Origin of the sequence: Escherichia sp. 93.0816, from assembly GCF_013368855.2 — a bacterium.
In the GTDB taxonomy this organism is placed as follows: domain Bacteria; phylum Pseudomonadota; class Gammaproteobacteria; order Enterobacterales; family Enterobacteriaceae; genus Escherichia; species Escherichia ruysiae.
Map to the genome: position 1 here is coordinate 33,467 of NZ_JABWNC020000001.1, position 17,190 is coordinate 50,656.

General features: G+C 50.7%; 14 protein-coding genes. 4 read left to right on the plus strand and 10 right to left on the minus strand.

Annotated features, from left to right (window positions below; translation table 11 throughout):
• The first annotated feature begins 25 nt into the window (after positions 1-25).
• A complete protein-coding gene (gene gloC / locus HEM79_RS00130; protein WP_021550549.1) occupies positions 26-673 on the plus strand; it encodes a hydroxyacylglutathione hydrolase GloC in 648 nt (215 codons plus the stop codon).
• Between the two features lie 222 nt (positions 674-895).
• Here gloC and aspC read toward each other — a convergent pair whose 3' ends face one another.
• From aspC to pncB, 4 genes are all read right to left on the minus strand, one after another.
• Positions 896-2,086 (minus strand): aspartate transaminase, encoded by a 1,191-nt coding sequence (aspC, locus tag HEM79_RS00135; RefSeq protein ID WP_000462677.1) that lies wholly within the window; start codon positions 2,084-2,086, stop codon positions 896-898.
• Positions 2,087-2,270: 184 nt separating this feature from the next.
• Positions 2,271-3,341: a porin OmpF gene (ompF, locus tag HEM79_RS00140; protein ID WP_000977930.1), complete on the minus strand. Its 1,071-nt coding sequence runs from the start codon at positions 3,339-3,341 to the stop codon at positions 2,271-2,273.
• A 602-nt stretch (positions 3,342-3,943) separates the two neighbouring features.
• Entirely contained in the window at positions 3,944-5,344 is a 1,401-nt protein-coding gene (asnS, locus tag HEM79_RS00145; protein WP_176241275.1) for an asparagine--tRNA ligase, read from the minus strand.
• Between the two features lie 168 nt (positions 5,345-5,512).
• Positions 5,513-6,715, minus strand: a complete 1,203-nt coding sequence (gene pncB, locus HEM79_RS00150) for a nicotinate phosphoribosyltransferase (RefSeq protein WP_010349583.1) — start codon at positions 6,713-6,715, stop codon at positions 5,513-5,515.
• A gap of 265 nt (positions 6,716-6,980) precedes the next feature.
• On the opposite strand from pncB, the gene pepN reads away from it, so the two are divergent.
• Positions 6,981-9,593 carry an aminopeptidase N gene (pepN, locus tag HEM79_RS00155; RefSeq protein ID WP_176241274.1) on the plus strand — a complete coding sequence of 871 codons (2,613 nt, stop codon included), beginning with the start codon at positions 6,981-6,983 and terminating at the stop codon, positions 9,591-9,593.
• 198 nt (positions 9,594-9,791) lie between these two features.
• Here pepN and ssuB read toward each other — a convergent pair whose 3' ends face one another.
• The 5 genes from ssuB to ssuE are packed head-to-tail and all read right to left on the minus strand — an operon-like array spanning position 9,792 to position 14,028.
• A complete protein-coding gene (gene ssuB / locus HEM79_RS00160) occupies positions 9,792-10,559 on the minus strand; it encodes an aliphatic sulfonates ABC transporter ATP-binding protein (protein WP_176241273.1) in 768 nt (255 codons plus the stop codon).
• On the minus strand, positions 10,556-11,347 hold the full coding sequence (gene ssuC / locus HEM79_RS00165; RefSeq protein WP_176241302.1) for an aliphatic sulfonate ABC transporter permease SsuC: 792 nt from the start codon (positions 11,345-11,347) through the stop codon (positions 10,556-10,558). Before ssuC ends, ssuB begins: the two co-directional genes overlap by 4 nt.
• Before the next feature lie 11 nt (positions 11,348-11,358).
• Entirely contained in the window at positions 11,359-12,504 is a 1,146-nt protein-coding gene (ssuD, locus tag HEM79_RS00170) for an FMNH2-dependent alkanesulfonate monooxygenase (protein ID WP_176241272.1), read from the minus strand.
• The gene (gene ssuA / locus HEM79_RS00175; protein ID WP_176241271.1) at positions 12,501-13,460 is read right to left on the minus strand and encodes an aliphatic sulfonate ABC transporter substrate-binding protein SsuA; all 960 of its coding nucleotides are present in this window, start codon (positions 13,458-13,460) and stop codon (positions 12,501-12,503) included. Before ssuA ends, ssuD begins: the two co-directional genes overlap by 4 nt.
• Positions 13,453-14,028, minus strand: coding sequence for an NADPH-dependent FMN reductase (gene ssuE, locus HEM79_RS00180; RefSeq protein WP_085460591.1), 576 nt, complete (start codon positions 14,026-14,028; stop codon positions 13,453-13,455). Before ssuE ends, ssuA begins: the two co-directional genes overlap by 8 nt.
• 236 nt (positions 14,029-14,264) lie before the next feature.
• On the opposite strand from ssuE, the gene pyrD reads away from it, so the two are divergent.
• The gene (gene pyrD, locus HEM79_RS00185) at positions 14,265-15,275 is read left to right on the plus strand and encodes a quinone-dependent dihydroorotate dehydrogenase (protein WP_010344456.1); all 1,011 of its coding nucleotides are present in this window, start codon (positions 14,265-14,267) and stop codon (positions 15,273-15,275) included.
• 173 nt (positions 15,276-15,448) lie between these two features.
• A complete protein-coding gene (gene zapC, locus HEM79_RS00190; protein WP_176241270.1) occupies positions 15,449-15,991 on the plus strand; it encodes a cell division protein ZapC in 543 nt (180 codons plus the stop codon).
• Here zapC and HEM79_RS00195 read toward each other — a convergent pair.
• Complete coding sequence (locus HEM79_RS00195; protein ID WP_176241269.1) at positions 15,988-17,097, minus strand: YcbX family protein; 1,110 nt, start codon at positions 17,095-17,097, stop codon at positions 15,988-15,990. The genes zapC and HEM79_RS00195 overlap by 4 nt on opposite strands.
• Positions 17,098-17,190: the final 93 nt, after the last annotated feature.

Genomic DNA, 17,190 nt, shown 5'->3' on the forward strand with positions numbered 1-17,190 from the left:
AATCGCTTAACGAAACAGGGGCAGTATGAATTATCGTATTATTCCGGTCACTGCATTCTCCCAGAACTGCTCATTGATCTGGTGTGAACAAACTCGCCTGGCTGCACTGGTTGATCCTGGCGGCGATGCGGAAAAAATCAAACAGGAAGTTGATGCCAGCGGCCTGACGCTAATGCAGATCCTGCTTACGCATGGTCACCTGGATCATGTTGGCGCGGCGGCGGAACTGGCGCAACATTACGGCGTGCCGGTTCTTGGTCCGGAAAAGGAAGATGAGTTCTGGCTGCAAGGCTTGCCTGCGCAAAGCCGTATGTTTGGCCTGGATGAGTGTCAGCCACTAACGCCGGATCGTTGGCTGAACGAAGGCGACACTATCAGCATAGGGAATGTGACTTTACAGGTGTTACATTGCCCAGGGCATACGCCGGGTCATGTGGTCTTCTTTGATAATCAGTCAAAACTGCTCATTTCTGGCGACGTAATTTTCAAAGGCGGAGTAGGGCGCAGTGACTTCCCGCGTGGTGACCATAATCAACTGATCTCTTCGATTAAAGATAAACTGCTGCCACTGGGCGATGACGTGACATTTATTCCGGGTCACGGACCATTATCCACTCTTGGTTATGAGCGCCTGCATAATCCCTTCCTGCAAGACGAAATGCCCGTCTGGTAAAGGCGTATAAAAAAGCCCGCTTTCAATGCGGGCCTGGATTTCTGGCAAAGTGCGCTTTGTTTATGCCGGATGCGGCGCGAGCGCCTTATCCGGCCTACAAAATCGTGCAAATTCAAAATATTGCAGGGGACGCGTAGGCCTGATAAGCGTAGCGCATCAGGCAATGCTGCGTTTGTCAGCAACCTCAGCCCGCTTTTCAGCAGGCTTCATTGGTTTTAACGCTTACAGCACAGCCACAATCGCTTCGCACAGCGGAGCCATGTTGTCTGGCGTCATCCCGGCTACGTTCACACGACCGGAAGCCACCGCATACACGCCAAACTCTTCACGCAGACGCAGTACCTGTTCTTTAGTCAGACCGCTAAAGGAGAACATGCCATTCTGTTTGATGATAAAGCTGAAGTCGCGGTTTGCACCTTTCTCCTGCAGCGTATTAACGAACAACTGACGCATACGCTGAATGCGCTGGCGCATATCGGTCAGCTCTTGTTCCCAAATAGCACGTAACGCATCATTGCTCAGGATAGTGGCAACAACCGAAGCTCCGTGCGCTGGTGGGTTAGAATAGTTCGCACGAATCGCAGCCTTCATCTGGCTGAACGCGCGATCAACGGTTTCACTGTCAGCAGCAACCAGCGTACATGCGCCTACACGCTCGTTGTACAGACCAAAGTTTTTAGAGTAGGAACTGGCGACGATAAGTTCTTTATGCAGACCAGCGAAAACGCGCAGACCTTCAGCATCCTCTTCCAGACCGCGAGCAAAACCCTGGTAAGCGAAGTCAAACAGCGGTAACCAGCCTTTCTCAACGGAAAGCTGCGCCAGCGTTTGCCATTGCTCCAGTGTAGGATCGATACCGGTTGGGTTATGACAGCAGCCGTGGAACAGTACCACATCGCCAGCCTGGGCTTCGTTCAGACTGTTAATCAGGGCGTCGAAGTCCAGAGTATGTTTTTCTGCGTCGTAATAAGCGTATTCACGTACTTCCAGACCAGCAGAGTTGAATACGCTCTTATGATTTGGCCAGCTTGGGTTACTTACCCACACACGCTTAACACTGGTATTTTTCGCCAGGAAATCGGCAGCTACGCGTAACGCACCAGTACCACCTGGGGTCTGAGCCGTGCGGGCGCGTTTGTCGTTGATCAGGGCGCTACCTTTACCAAACAGTAATTCCTGGGTGCAACGACCAAATTCAGGGATACCGTCAATGCCGAGGTAGTTTTTGGTGGTTTCATTTTCGAGCAGATACTGTTCAGCCTTTTTAACGCTGGTCAGTACCGGGGTTTTGCCCGTCTCATCTTTATAGACACCAATCCCGAGGTTAATTTTGCCGGGACGTTCATCGGCACGAAACAGATCGGCCAGACCCAGAATCGGGTCGGCAGGAGCGGCGGTAATGTTCTCAAACATGACGAGGTTCCATTATGGTTACAGAAGGGAAGTCCGCTATCAGGGTAACGGGAGATTTACAAAATTCCAACTATTACTGATGAAAACGCCGGCTGTTTTTGCAAGACGTGAGATTGCTCTGGAAGGCATAAAAAAAACAGGACCAAAGTCCTGTTTTTTCGGCATTTAACAAAGAGGTCTGCTATTAGAACTGGTAAACGATACCCACAGCAACGGTGTCGTCAGAACCTACGCCCAGTTTGTTGTCAGAATCGATCTGGTTGATGATGTAGTCAACATAGGTGGACATGTTTTTGTTGAAGTAGTAGGTTGCGCCCACTTCAAAGTAGTTCACCAGATCAACATCACCGATACCTTCTACGTCTTTCGCTTTAGATTTGGTGTAAGCGATGGACGGACGCAGACCGAAATCGAACTGGTATTGCGCAACTAACAGAACGTCTTGCGTTTTGTTGGCAAAGCCGCCAGTGATCGGCGTAGCGTTACGGGTTTCACCGTAGTTTGCTGCCAGATAGATGTTGTTTGCATCATACTTCAGGCCAGTAGCCCACTGTTCAGCTTTTTTACCCTGGCCGAGAGGCTGAGCTTCCTGCAGGTTGGTACGGTCAGCGGCACCATAAGCACCAACGATACCAAAGCCTTCGAATTCGTAGCTGATGGAGCCGCCAACACCGTCGCCGTTAGAACGACGTGCGGTGTCACGTTCGTTTTTACCCAGGTACTGAACAGCGAAATTCAGGCCGTCAACCAGACCAAAGAAGTTGGAGTTACGGTAAGTTGCAACGCCGCCAACACGGCCAACGAAGAAGTCATCGCTGTATGCAGTGTCACCACCAAATTCTGGCAACATATCGGTGTAACCCAGTGCGTCATAAACAACACCATAGTTACGACCGTAATCGATTGAGCCAGCATCAGCAAATTTCAGACCAGCGAACGCCAGACGGGTTTTGTTGCCATTTTGGGCATCAGAACCCTCAGAGTTGTTACCCTGGAAGTTGTATTCCCACTGACCGTAACCGGTCAGATCGGAATTGATTTGAGTTTCCCCTTTAAAACCAAGACGGGCATAGGTCATATCGCCATTGCCACCGTAACTGTTTTCACCGTTACCCTTGGAAAAATAGTGCAGACCGACAGCTTTACCGTACAGATCTACTTTGTTGCCATCTTTGTTATAGATTTCTGCAGCGTTTGCAGTACCTGCTACTAACAGAGCAGGGACGATCACTGCCAGAATGTTGCGCTTCATCATTATTTATTACCCTCATGGTTTTTTTTATGACACCTGCCACTGCCGTCAATAAGTTTCGTCAATAAATATTTACGGAGCTATTGATGAAAGTTTGGTGTCTTTATGTATCTGCAGGCATCTTTCCATTCAAACTAACGTTTCGCTACCGTGAAAGTGCTACAAAGATAAAGATATAGTTACAAAAAGAAAAAATATGTAACCAAAAGTAAATTTTAAGGAACTTTGTGAACGCCGTCATATTTCCATTGGACTTTAATGATATTTGCAGCGAGTTTGATCTATTTATATGATTTCCTTATATTAAATTCAGCTAAACGGAAATTTTTGCTCTGATGATTTCTCTCAGTGGCTTCGCTAAAACACACGTTCAGACATCCAGAAAGCCAATAAGAGTTATGGAAATTGTGCTATTGGCTAAGAAACAACTAATCCGCAATAAGACTGAGGATTATTTTTTGTTCATAAATGTTACGTGGAAATATTCCGTAACAGGAAGGTTGTTGTGACAGGGTTGCAAATAGATTGATTGACTTAACAAACAGATAACTTGACAGAAGGGAATAGAAAAGAGCCAGCGGGCGCTGGCTCTCGGAAAAACTAAATTAGAAGCTGGCGTTACGCGGGGTACGCGGGAACGGAATCACGTCACGCACGTTTTGCACACCAGTCACGTAGGCGATCAGGCGTTCAAAACCAAGACCGAAACCGGAATGCGGAACAGTACCGTAGCGACGCAGATCGCGATACCACCAGTAATCTTCTTTGTTCAGACCCATCTCCAGCATACGTTCGTCCAGCACGTCCAGACGCTCTTCACGCTGGGAACCACCAATGATCTCACCGATGCCCGGTGCCAGTACGTCCATTGCTGCAACGGTTTTACCGTCTTCGTTAAGACGCATATAGAACGCCTTAATATCTTTCGGATAGTTTTTCACCACAACCGGCGCTTTAAAGTGTTCTTCTGCCAGGTAACGTTCATGCTCGGAAGAGAGATCCACGCCCCAGTAAACCGGGTTTTCAAATTTCTTACCGCAATTTTCAAGGATGGTTACCGCGTCGGTGTAATCAACCTGCGCAAAGTCGGCTTCAATGAAGCGTTCCAGACGGCTGACAGCATCTTTATCTACGCGTTCAGCGAAGAATTTCATGTCATCAGCGCGTTCTTCGAGAACCGCTTTGAAGACATATTTCAGCATGGCTTCAGCCAGACCGGCGATATCGTTCAGGTTAGCAAACGCCACTTCCGGCTCCAGCATCCAGAATTCCGCCAGGTGACGGCTGGTGTTGGAGTTTTCTGCACGGAAAGTCGGGCCAAAGGTATAAATTTTGGACAATGCGCAAGCGTAGGTTTCGCCGTTCAACTGACCAGATACGGTCAGGAAAGACTCTTTACCGAAGAAGTCTTTGTCGAAATCGACTTTGCCCTGATCATTACGCGGCAGGTTTTCCAGATCCAGCGTTGAAACGCGGAACATTTCGCCAGCGCCTTCGGTATCAGATGCGGTAATCAGTGGTGTTGAAACCCAGAAGAATCCCTGCTCGTTAAAGAAGCGATGCAGCGCCTGTGCCAGCGTGTGGCGAACGCGCGCAACGGCACCAATGAGGTTGGTACGTGGACGCAGGTGAGCGACTTCACGCAGATACTCAATGCTGTGGCGTTTTGCTGCCATCGGGTAAGTGTCTGGATCTTCAACCCAGCCGGCAACTTCAACGCTGCTGGCCTGAATTTCAAATTGTTGCCCCTGGCCCGGCGACGCCACGACTTTACCCGTCACAATGACCGAGCAACCGGTGGTCAGACGCAGGACGTCTTCATTGTAATTGGGCAGAGAATTATTGATGACAGCCTGTACAGGATCAAAGCAGGAACCGTCATAAACGGCGAGGAAGGAGATGCCAGCTTTTGAATCTCGGCGGGTACGCACCCATCCGCGCACGGTGACTTCGCTGTCAACGGCTACGCGGCCCTGGAGTACGTCGGCTACAGGCACAACGCTCATAATATTCTCTCTGTTAATAGTCGGAAAAAATAAACACTTGTCCACCCGTCAATGGGGGGATACCTATGTTACCTGGCATCTGCAATCAGACAAGCAGAATTCGCAGATGGGACAAAAGATTTCGGAATAAAAGGCAAAAAAGGGAGCCGTTATGGCTCCCTGATGATATTAACTGGCTTTTTTAATATGCGGAAGGTCGAACGCTTTACGCAGCGCACGGACAAACGCTTTGTCATGGCAGATAGTTTTGCCAGGACTGTCAGAAAGTTTCGCCACCGGTTTACCGTTACACTCCACCAGCTTAATCACAATATTCAGTGGTTTGACCTGGGGAATATCGCAGGTCAGGCGTGTACCGATACCAAAACTTAATTGCACACGAGAAGAGAAGTGGCGATAAAGCTCGACCGCTTTGCGTAAATCCAGATTGTCAGAGAAAACCAGCGTTTTGCTCTGCGGATCAATGCCCAGCTTTTCATAATGTGCAATAGCTTTTTCGCCCCATTCAACCGGGTCGCCGGAGTCATGGCGAAGCCCCTGGTAACGACTGGCAAACTCCACGCCGAAATCACGCAGAAAGGCATCCATAGTAATGCAGTCGGTTAACGCAATGCCAAGTTGGTCAGGATATTCTTCCAGCCACGCAGCAAGTGCGGCGCGCTGACTATTGGCAAGATCCGGGCTGATTTGTTGATGTGCCTGGAACCATTCATGCGCCTGCGTTCCCATCGGGGTGAGGGAAAGCCGACGTGCCAGATCGTAGTTACTGGTGCCAACGAACCAGGGTTCCTGTTGCAAACGTTTAACGATGGTTTCTTGTACTTCGCGGGAAAAACGGCGGCGAGTGCCGAAATCCATCAGATGGAAGCGCGACATCTCGAGATCGGCGGTTAATGCCGAAAAGTCGACTAATTTGCTTTCCAGCGTATCGAGGGCTTGCGCAACGTCGGCCTGCGGTGAGCGATAGCGATGTACCAGTTCACTGATGACCGCCAGCAGAGGAACTTCCCAGAGGATGACTTCACGCCACGGGCCGGTTAAACGAATATCCAGCTTACCGTTATCGTTGGTGACGGTGACCTGTTCCGGGTTAAAGCGGAACTCGCGTAGCCAGTTGAGATAGTCGGCCTTAAAAAAAGGCAGGGCAGAGAGCCATTGATATTCATCATCCTGCAGGCGCAGGTGCTGCATCGCCTGAACCTGTTCACGAATAGCATCGGCATAAATACCCAGCAGATCGTCACCTCGGCAACGAAACTCCGCCGCGACATGCACATCATAATAGTGATGAAACACGGCTTGCTGCATATGCAACTTATAAGCATCTGTATCCAGCAACGAGTGCAGAACAGGAGAAGCGAATTGTGTCATAGGTGCGCAGTAGCGTCCTCGTACGGGAGCGTTTAGTACAATAAACATCTTCAGGAACTGCTGGAGTATACCTTGTTTCGCAATTTATTGAACCCCGATCACACCATATGCCACCTTTATGGTCGATGGCATTGCGCACTGTATGTTATAAAAATGTAGCAATAAAAGCGTTTGTACCTGAAAAGATGAAGATTCTGCGTAGCGAGATTTATGCAACAGGAATAGACTGAACACCTGACTCTATAAAAGATGCTAAAGGTTATTTATGACTCAACAGCCACAAGCCAAATACCGTCACGACTATCGTGCGCCGGATTACCAGATTACTGATATTGACTTGACCTTTGACCTGAACGCGCAAAAGACGGTGGTTACCGCGATCAGCCAGGCTGTCCGTCATGGTGCATCAGATGCTCCGCTTCGTCTGGACGGCGAAGACCTTAAACTGGTCTCTATTCATATTAATGATGAGCCGTGGACAGCCTGGAAAGAAGAAGAGGGCGCACTGATCATCAATAATTTACCGGAACGTTTTACGCTCAAGATTGTTAATGAAATTAGCCCGGCGTCCAACACCGCGCTGGAAGGGCTTTATCAGTCAGGCGATGCGCTCTGCACCCAGTGTGAGGCTGAAGGTTTCCGCCATATTACGTACTATCTCGATCGCCCGGATGTGCTGGCGCGTTTTACCACCAAAATTATTGCGGATAAAACCAAATACCCGTTCCTGCTTTCCAACGGTAACCGTGTTGCGCAAGGCGAACTGGAAAATGGACGTCACTGGGTACAGTGGCAGGATCCGTTCCCGAAACCGAGCTATCTGTTTGCGCTGGTAGCTGGTGACTTTGATGTACTTCGTGACACCTTCACTACCCGCTCCGGTCGCGAAGTGGCGCTGGAGTTGTATGTCGATCGCGGCAATCTTGATCGCGCGCCGTGGGCGATGACCTCGCTGAAAAATTCCATGAAGTGGGATGAAGAACGCTTTGGCCTGGAGTATGACCTCGACATCTATATGATCGTCGCGGTGGATTTCTTCAACATGGGCGCAATGGAGAATAAAGGTCTGAATATCTTTAACTCCAAATATGTGCTGGCGCGTACCGACACCGCAACCGATAAAGATTATCTCGACATTGAGCGTGTCATCGGTCATGAATATTTCCATAACTGGACTGGTAACCGCGTTACCTGCCGCGACTGGTTCCAGCTCAGTTTGAAAGAAGGCTTGACCGTTTTCCGCGATCAGGAATTCAGTTCTGACCTTGGTTCCCGCGCGGTAAACCGTATCAATAATGTGCGCACCATGCGCGGATTGCAGTTTGCGGAAGATGCCAGCCCGATGGCTCACCCAATCCGTCCGGATATGGTCATTGAAATGAACAACTTCTACACCCTGACCGTTTACGAAAAGGGCGCAGAAGTGATTCGTATGATCCACACCTTGCTGGGCGAAGAAAACTTCCAGAAAGGGATGCAGCTCTATTTCGAGCGTCATGATGGTAGTGCTGCGACCTGCGACGATTTTGTTCAGGCGATGGAAGATGCGTCAAATGTCGATCTTTCCCATTTCCGTCGCTGGTACAGCCAGTCCGGTACGCCGATTGTGACCGTTAAAGACGACTACAATCCGGAAACCGAGCAGTACACCCTGACCATCAGCCAGCGCACACCAGCTACGCCGGATCAGGCAGAAAAACAGCCACTGCATATTCCGTTTGCTATCGAATTGTATGACAACGAAGGCAAAGTGATTCCATTGCAGAAGGGCGGTCATCCGGTCAATCCGGTATTGAATGTCACCCAGGCGGAACAGACCTTTGTCTTCGATAACGTCTACTTCCAGCCTGTGCCTGCGCTGCTGTGCGAATTTTCTGCGCCGGTGAAACTGGAATATAAGTGGAGCGACCAGCAACTGACTTTCCTGATGCGCCATGCGCGTAATGATTTCTCTCGCTGGGATGCGGCGCAAAGCCTGCTCGCAACCTACATCAAACTGAACGTCGCCCGTCATCAGCAAGGGCAGCCGCTATCTCTGCCGGTGCATGTTGCCGATGCTTTCCGTGCGGTATTGCTCGATGAGAAGATTGACCCTGCGCTGGCGGCAGAAATCCTGACGCTGCCTTCCGTCAATGAAATGGCAGAACTGTTCGATATCATCGACCCGATTGCCATTGCGAAAGTGCGCGAAGCTCTCACCCGTACTCTGGCGACTGAACTGGCGGATGAGTTGCTGGCTATTTATAACGCGAATTACCAGAGTGAGTACCGCGTTGAGCATGAAGATATTGCGAAACGCACTCTGCGTAATGCCTGCCTGCGTTTCCTCGCTTTTGGTAACACGGATCTGGCTGACGTGCTGGTGAGCAAGCAGTTCCACGAGGCCAACAATATGACCGATGCGTTGGCGGCGCTCTCGGCGGCGGTTGCTGCGCAGTTACCATGTCGTGACGCGCTGATGCAGGAGTACGACGACAAGTGGCATCAGGACGGCCTGGTGATGGATAAATGGTTTATCCTGCAAGCCACCAGTCCGGCGGCGAATGTGCTGGAGACGGTGCGTAGCCTGTTGCAGCATCGCTCATTTACCATGAGCAACCCGAACCGTATTCGTTCGTTGATTGGTGCGTTTGCGGGCAGCAACCCGGCTGCGTTCCATGCCGAAGATGGCAGCGGTTATCAGTTCCTGGTGGAAATGCTCACCGACCTGAACAGCCGTAACCCGCAGGTGGCTTCGCGCCTGATTGAGCCGCTAATTCGCCTGAAACGTTACGATGCCAAACGTCAGGCAAAAATGCGTGCGGCGCTGGAACAGTTGAAAGGGCTGGAAAATCTCTCTGGCGATCTGTACGAGAAAATCACCAAAGCTCTGGCTTGATACAAACATGCCTGATGCGACGCTTGCAGCGTCTTATCAGGCCTACAAACCTGTTGAAATTGCTGGTTTTGTAGGCCGGATAAGGCGTTCACGCCGCATCCGGCAACCGTGCCCAACTGCCTGATGCGACGCTTGACGCGTCTTATCAGGCCTACAAGTCCGTTGAAACTGCTGGTTTTATGCGCCGCATCCGGCATATTAACCATGACGCCGAATCGGTTGTTCAGAATGCCCACGCTGCATCACCCGCTGCAACACTTCTGCTTCCAGCTCCGCTAATCGTACCGACCCTAACCGGCGCGGACGGGGTATATCCACCGTCAAATCCAGACCAATTTTTCCTTCTTCAATTAACAGCACCCGGTCAGCCATCGCCACCGCTTCGCTCACATCATGCGTCACCAGCAAGACGGTAAAACCGTGCTCCTGCCAAAGTGACACAATCAAATCCTGCATCTCGAGTCGAGTCAGGGCGTCCAGCGCCCCGAGCGGTTCATCAAGCAACAATAAACCCGGTCGATGAATCAATGCCCTTGCCAGCGCCACACGTTGTTTTTGCCCGCCAGAAAGTGCGGCAGGCCATTCCCACGCGCGATTCTCCAGTCCCACCGCAGCCAACGCCCGACGCGCGGCATCGCGCCACTGGCCTTTAAGGCCTAACCCAACGTTATCAATTACCGATTTCCACGGCAGCAGACGGGCATCCTGAAACATCATGCGTGTATCGTCCTGAATTTCGGCAAGTGGCGTTGTGCCCGCTAACACATCGCCTGCGGTTGGCGTTTCCAGCCCCGCCAACAGGCGCAGCAGGGTACTTTTACCACCGCCGCTGCGACCGACCACCGCCACAAACTGACCTGCCGGAATATGTAGATCAAGTTGATTCAGAACGATATTTTCTGCGTAATGTTTACTTACAGCATTGAGCAATAGCGGTGTGCCCTGGTTCAATCGTGCAGTATTCATACCGTGGCCTCCTTCAGATGATAAGCCGGGTTCCAGCGCAGCCAGACGCGCTCTAACAATTGGGCGCTGACGTCAGCAAGTTTGCCGAGCAGGGCGTAAAGAATAATGGCGACTACCACCACATCCGTTTGCAGAAACTCCCGCGCATTCATCGCCAGATAGCCAATGCCGGAATTAGCAGAAATGGTTTCGGCAACAATCAGCGTCAGCCACATCAGACCTAACGCAAAGCGCACACCGACCATAATTGAGGGTAAGGCTCCGGGCAGGATCACATGGATAAACAGCGGCACGCCGGATAAGCCATAGCTGCGCGCCATCTCTACCAGCCCACGATCGATATTACGAATGCCGTGCCAGGTGTTGATATAAATGGGGAATAGCGTGCCAAGCGCCACCAGGAAAATCTTTGCGGACTCATCAATGCCAAACCACAAAATCACCAGTGGGATCAGCGCCAGATGTGGCACGTTGCGCAACATCTGAATTGAGGTATCCAGTAGTCGCTCACCCCAGCGCGACAGCCCGCTAATCAGCCCCAGAATCAACCCCAGCGATCCGCCAATGGAAAAACCAATCAGCGCCCGCCATGAACTTATCGCCAGATGCTGCCACAATTCGCCGCTGGCTGAGAGCGTCCAGAACGCCGCGACCACCCCTTCCGGCGAGGGCAAAATACGCGTCGACAACCAGCCAACCGAGGAGGCCAGTTGCCACACCGCCACGATGCCCACCGGTAAAAACCAGGGGGCAACGCGCAATAACCACTTTTTCACTGGCGTTGCCATCATCTTGTTCCTTAGCTTTGCGCGACTTTACGTGGGATAAACTCATTTGCCACCGCTTCGCCTTGCGGATTCAGCGGCTGCGGCTGGGGAATTTCCGGGATGGCGACATCCAGATGCGGGAACAGCAACTCGCCAACCCGATACGCTTCTTCCAGATGTGGATAGCCAGAAAGGACAAAACTGTCGATGCCAAGCGCGGCGTATTCGTTGATTCGCGCAGCGACTGTCGGCCCATCGCCCACCAGCGCCGTCCCGGCACCGCCGCGCACTAAGCCAACACCCGCCCATAAATTGGGGCTGATCTCCAGGTTGTCGCGCTTACCGTTATGCAGCGCCGCCATTCGTTGTTGACCTACGGAATCCGTCCGGGCAAACGCTTCTTGTGCTTTGGCAATCGTCTCATCGTCAAGATGGGAGATTAACCGTTCGGCGGCCTGCCAGGCTTCGTCGTTGGTTTCGCGGACAATTACATGCAGACGAATACCGAAACGGATTTTGCGCCCATGTGCGGCAGCTTTTGCCCGCACTTGTTCGATCTTCTCTTTTACCCGCTCCGGCGGCTCGCCCCAGGTAAGATAAAGATCAACTTGTTCGGCAGCCAGATCCTGAGCGACGTCGGACGATCCGCCAAAGTAAAGAGGAGGATACGGCTGTTGGATCGGTGGAAAGAGCAGTTTTGCTCCTCGCACATGAATGTGTTTGCCGTTGAAATCGACGATTTCACCCTGCAATAACCGCCGCCAGACCTGAGTAAATTCCGCCGAGGCTTCGTAACGCTCGCTATGATCAAGAAACACGCCGTCGCCTGCCAGCTCTTGCGGATCGCTGCCTGTAACCAGGTTAAACAACGCGCGTCCATTAGAGAGTCGATCAAGCGTGGCAGCCTGGCGAGCGGCTACGGTAGGCGATGTCACACTTGGGCGTAGGGCGACGAGGAACTTAAGCCGTTGCGTCACCGGGATCATCGATGCCGCCACCAGCCACGCATCTTCGCAGGAACGGCCTGTTGGGATCAGCACACCGGTATAGCCAAGACGATCCGCCGCTTGCGCAATCTGTTGCAGATACCCATGATCAACCGGGCGAGCCCCTTCTTCCGTTCCCAGATAATGACCGTCACCGTGCGTGGGTAAAAACCAGAACATATTCAGACTCATAATTGTTTTCCTTCCAGTTGAGTGGGTTGCCAGATGCGTTGGCGGATATCGACTTTTTTCGGCACCAGACGATTTTCATAAAACAGGTCGGCAGTGTGTTGCTGTAAAGCAGCAACCTCGGCGTTCACGGGTTTGATGGTGGTGGGAGGACGATGATCCAGATACGAGGCAATCACCGGTGCCGGTAAGCCCATTGTTTTTGCCAGTAAAGCGATACTTTGCTCGCGCTGGCTGCGGGTTAACGCATCAGCTTCGCTAAAGGTTGCCAGTACGCCCTGAATAAATGCGCCGTTTTTTTCCGCATAGGGACGGGCTGCCAGATAAAAAGATCCGGTTTGATTGAGATCGGTGCCATCTTTCAGCACTCGCACGCCGCCCTGCAATAACGCAGCGGAGTAGTAGGGATCCCAGATAGCCCAGGCGTCGACGTTACCCTGCTGGAATGCAGCGCGCGCATCGGCGGGCGTCAGATAGGTCGGCTGGATATCAGTGAATTTAAGCCCGGCCTGTTGCAGTGCACGCAGTAAAAGGTTGTGCGAACTTGAACCTTTCTGAAACGCGACTTTGTGGCCCTTTAGTTCAGCCACAGTTTTGATCGGGCTGTTTTCGGGCACCAGAATCACTTCGGCTTTTGGTTTCGGTGGCTCGACACCGACGTAGACCAAATCAGCACCGGCGGCCTGAGCAAAGATTGGAGGAATGTCCCCCGTACTGCCCAGATCGATACTGCCGACGTTTAACGCCTCCAACATTTGCGGACCAGCGGGAAACTCCACCCACGAGATTTTGGTTTGCGGATAGCGTGTTTCCAGTAACTGGTGGGTTTTTGCCAGCACCATACTGATGCTGCCTTTTTGATAACCTATCCGTAACGCTTCAGGAGAAGACTCCGCAGCAATTGCGAGCGTAGAGACGCTGAATAATCCCACCAGCACCAGTTTAAAAATATTACGCATGAGCGTTACCTCGCAGAGAGAGAAGGTCAGGAACCTGGACATCGCGGCGGTGCAGCGCCTGCCAGAAGGTATCGAGCGCGGTATCTAGACGGGATTGCAGATTCGGCGTGAATTGCGGCTTATGTTGGAAATCAAGCACCTGTGAGTCATCAGCAAATACGCCGTGTAGGATCTCCTGGGCTTTTAGTGCGCTTAAAACTGGTTTAAGCGCGTAATCAACCGCCAGCAGGTGAGCTACCGTGCCACCTGTCGCCAGCGGCAACACCACTTTTCCTTGCAGTGCGCGTTCTGGTAGCAGGTCGAGAAGCGTTTTCAGTGCGCCGGAATAGGCGGCTTTGTAGACGGGAGTGGCGACAATCAGCCCATCAGCCTCTTGCAACTGATCGGTGAAGGTCTTGAGTGCCGGACTATCGAAGCGGGCATAGAGCAAATCTTCCGGGGCGAAGTTTTGCAGATTCCAGTGATAAACCTCGACATCCAGGCCATTCAATTTTTCCCGCGCATATTCCAGCAAGGAGCTGGAGCGAGAAGGAAAGCGAGGACTTCCTGCCAGGGTGATGACACGCATACTCTCTCCTTATAACCAATTGTTCTTGTTTTGTTAACATTGATAACAATTCGGTCAGTCTGACAGAGAGGGCTTGTGAGTCGAAATGATTTATCTGATGAAGAAAAGCCAAAAAAAGCATAAAAAAAGCGCAACAAGAAAACGTTTGCTATTTATTGCCACAGGTCAATTCCCTTTTGATCCGAACTCGCACATAATACGCACCCGGTTTGCACACCGGGAATCCAGGAGAGTTCATGTACTACCCCTTCGTTCGTAAAGCCCTTTTTCAGCTCGATCCTGAGCGCGCTCATGAGTTTACTTTTCAGCAATTACGTCGCATTACCGGAACGCCGTTTGAAGCACTTGTTCGACAGAACGTTCCAGCGAAACCGGTTAACTGCATGGGACTGACCTTTAAAAATCCGCTTGGTCTGGCTGCCGGTCTTGATAAAGACGGGGAGTGTATTGACGCTTTAGGCGCAATGGGATTTGGATCGATCGAGATAGGTACCGTCACCCCTCGTCCACAACCAGGAAATGACAAGCCACGTCTCTTCCGCCTGGTGGATGCTGAAGGTTTGATCAACCGTATGGGCTTTAATAACCTCGGCGTTGATAACCTCGTTGAGAACGTTAAAAAAGCACATTATGACGGCGTTCTGGGAATTAATATCGGTAAAAATAAAGATACACCGGTTGAGCAAGGCAAAGATGACTATCTGATTTGTATGGAAAAAATCTACGCCTATGCAGGATATATTGCCATCAATATTTCATCACCGAATACCCCAGGATTACGAACTCTGCAATATGGCGAAGCACTGGATGATTTATTAACGGCAATTAAAAATAAGCAAAATGATTTGCAAGCGATGCACCATAAATATGTGCCGATCGCAGTGAAGATCGCGCCGGATCTTTCTGAAGAAGAGTTGATCCAGGTTGCCGATAGTTTGGTACGTCATAATATTGATGGCGTTATTGCGACTAATACCACCCTCGATCGTTCTTTAGTTCAGGGAATGAAAAATTGCGATCAAACCGGTGGCTTAAGTGGTCGTCCGTTACAATTAAAAAGCACAGAAATTATTCGCCGCTTGTCGCAGGAATTAAACGGTCGTTTACCGATTATCGGTGTTGGCGGTATTGACTCGGTTATCGCTGCCCGTGAGAAGATAGCCGCAGGAGCCTCACTGGTGCAAATTTATTCTGGTTTTATTTTTAAAGGGCCGCCGCTGATTAAAGAAATCGTTACTCATATCTAATTATTTCTTTCACTTTCTCTTTATAAGATAATCAGGGCTTTATTTTCAGCCCTGGTTGTTTTATATTCATTCCTGTTACTTATTTAGACATTTTGTACTTTTCTTGTTGAGGTTATTAAGCAAAGCGACAATGGAATGTGTTGCAGTAAATTTATAGGGTAGAGGAGAGGCATATGCGAATTAAACCAGACGATAACTGGCGTTGGTATTACGATGAAGAGCATGATCGAATGATGCTTGATTTAGCCAATGGTATGCTGTTTCGCTCACGTTTTGCGCGTAAAATGTTGACGCCGGATGCTTTTTCTCCTGCGGGATTTTGCGTTGATGACGCCGCGCTCTATTTCACGTTTGAAGAAAAATGCCGCGACCTTAACCTATCAAAAGAACAAAAAGCTGAACTGGTGCTTAATGCACTGGTAGCGATTCGTTATCTCAAACCGCAAATGCCGAAAAGCTGGCATTTTGTTTCTCATGGCGAAATGTGGGCACCAGCGTCGGGTGATGCTGCCTGTGTCTGGTTAAGCGACACCAATGAGCAGGTCAATTTACTGGTTATTGAATCTGGCGAAAATGCCGCACTGTGCCTGCTGGCGCAACCTTGCGTCATTATCGCCGGGCGCGCCATGCAACTGGGTGACGCCATCAAAATTATGAATGACAGGCTGAGACCGCATGTGAGTTATGACTGCGTCAGCCTTGAACAAGCCGTTTAACTTTTCAGTTTCAATGCAGTTTTCGGTACGCAACTACAGCAAAGAATTGTTCCATCGTCGCTCATAGCTGATTTTTTCAGCGGGGTGACTTCGCCTTCGAGAAGCTGAACACGACAACTTCCACATATGCCGGCACGGCAAGAATAGGGAATACGAATCCCTTGATTTTCTAATTGTTCCAGCAGTACCTGTTGGTTATTACCGCGAAATGCCCGCCCTTGCCAGTTGATATCAACATTCGCATTCGGTTGTTGGGGCGCAGGGAAAGTATCGTCCGTTGCGGCCGCACCGTAGACTTTTGCCGGTGCTGTCGCCAGGATTTCCACCTCATCGCCAACACGGATAACACCACTGTTACGGGCAATTAAGTTCTGACCGAAATCGACATCGCCGTTATCCTGGGCTGTACGGAAAGATTGCAGCGTTTTTAATGGTTCGCCAGCCGGATGCTTTTGCCCTTTTTCCGGGCTAACGGTGGTGAAAATACAACGGCTACAAGGTTTCACCACATCGAACACCACATCGCCAATACGAATCACTTTCCAGGTGTCTTCTTCCCACGCGGCTACGCCAGAAACAACCAGATTGGGGCGGAATTGTTCCATTTTGACACTTGCCGGACAGCGTTGTTGGAGATCGCGCAATGAAGCTTCATTGACGAGCAGATACGGATAGCCATCAGCGAATGACAGGGGTACAGTGTTGTGGCGTTTTACGCGCCGCGTCATCTGCGGCCCCACCCAGCGCAATTGCACGTCGCGGGAGAAAAATCCGCTTAACCATTTGTTAATCTCATCTGGCGCAATGCGCGCAGTAAAATGGTTACCCCACACTTCCGTTGGTGCGTCCTGTTTGGCGAAATCGGCAAAGCGGACCCACGCGCTGCTACCATCGGGCGCGGTGAGATGTAAGCCGTCATGCACGGGAGAAGGGATAAATCGTACCATCTGCGGAAACTGGCGAGCGGTAATAAACGTACCGTCAGGTTCTGTCAGCATAAAAATGCGATCGAAGGCCAGCCCGCTGATATCTGCAAGAGCGTGTGTCAGACCGATGCCACGCATGGATTTAACAGGATGAATAAAAAGCCGGGTTAATGTCGCCACGGTGCGGTCCCCAAATGAAAATAAGCCCTCAACTTTATGACATGACGGACTTATTAGCTATAATGCGCAACAATTTTCTTAGAGTAAAAGTGA

What these genes read in the sequence shown, in the direction of transcription:
- gloC (WP_021550549.1), top strand. Translation starts at nt 26, where the DNA reads ATGAATTATCGTATTATTCCGGTCACTGCATTCTCCCAGAACTGCTCA.
- aspC (WP_000462677.1), bottom strand. Translation starts at nt 2,086, where the DNA reads ATGTTTGAGAACATTACCGCCGCTCCTGCCGACCCGATTCTGGGTCTG.
- ompF (WP_000977930.1), bottom strand. Translation starts at nt 3,341, where the DNA reads ATGATGAAGCGCAACATTCTGGCAGTGATCGTCCCTGCTCTGTTAGTA.
- asnS (WP_176241275.1), bottom strand. Translation starts at nt 5,344, where the DNA reads ATGAGCGTTGTGCCTGTAGCCGACGTACTCCAGGGCCGCGTAGCCGTT.
- pncB (WP_010349583.1), bottom strand. Translation starts at nt 6,715, where the DNA reads ATGACACAATTCGCTTCTCCTGTTCTGCACTCGTTGCTGGATACAGAT.
- pepN (WP_176241274.1), top strand. Translation starts at nt 6,981, where the DNA reads ATGACTCAACAGCCACAAGCCAAATACCGTCACGACTATCGTGCGCCG.
- ssuB (WP_176241273.1), bottom strand. Translation starts at nt 10,559, where the DNA reads ATGAATACTGCACGATTGAACCAGGGCACACCGCTATTGCTCAATGCT.
- ssuC (WP_176241302.1), bottom strand. Translation starts at nt 11,347, where the DNA reads ATGGCAACGCCAGTGAAAAAGTGGTTATTGCGCGTTGCCCCCTGGTTT.
- ssuD (WP_176241272.1), bottom strand. Translation starts at nt 12,504, where the DNA reads ATGAGTCTGAATATGTTCTGGTTTTTACCCACGCACGGTGACGGTCAT.
- ssuA (WP_176241271.1), bottom strand. Translation starts at nt 13,460, where the DNA reads ATGCGTAATATTTTTAAACTGGTGCTGGTGGGATTATTCAGCGTCTCT.
- ssuE (WP_085460591.1), bottom strand. Translation starts at nt 14,028, where the DNA reads ATGCGTGTCATCACCCTGGCAGGAAGTCCTCGCTTTCCTTCTCGCTCC.
- pyrD (WP_010344456.1), top strand. Translation starts at nt 14,265, where the DNA reads ATGTACTACCCCTTCGTTCGTAAAGCCCTTTTTCAGCTCGATCCTGAG.
- zapC (WP_176241270.1), top strand. Translation starts at nt 15,449, where the DNA reads ATGCGAATTAAACCAGACGATAACTGGCGTTGGTATTACGATGAAGAG.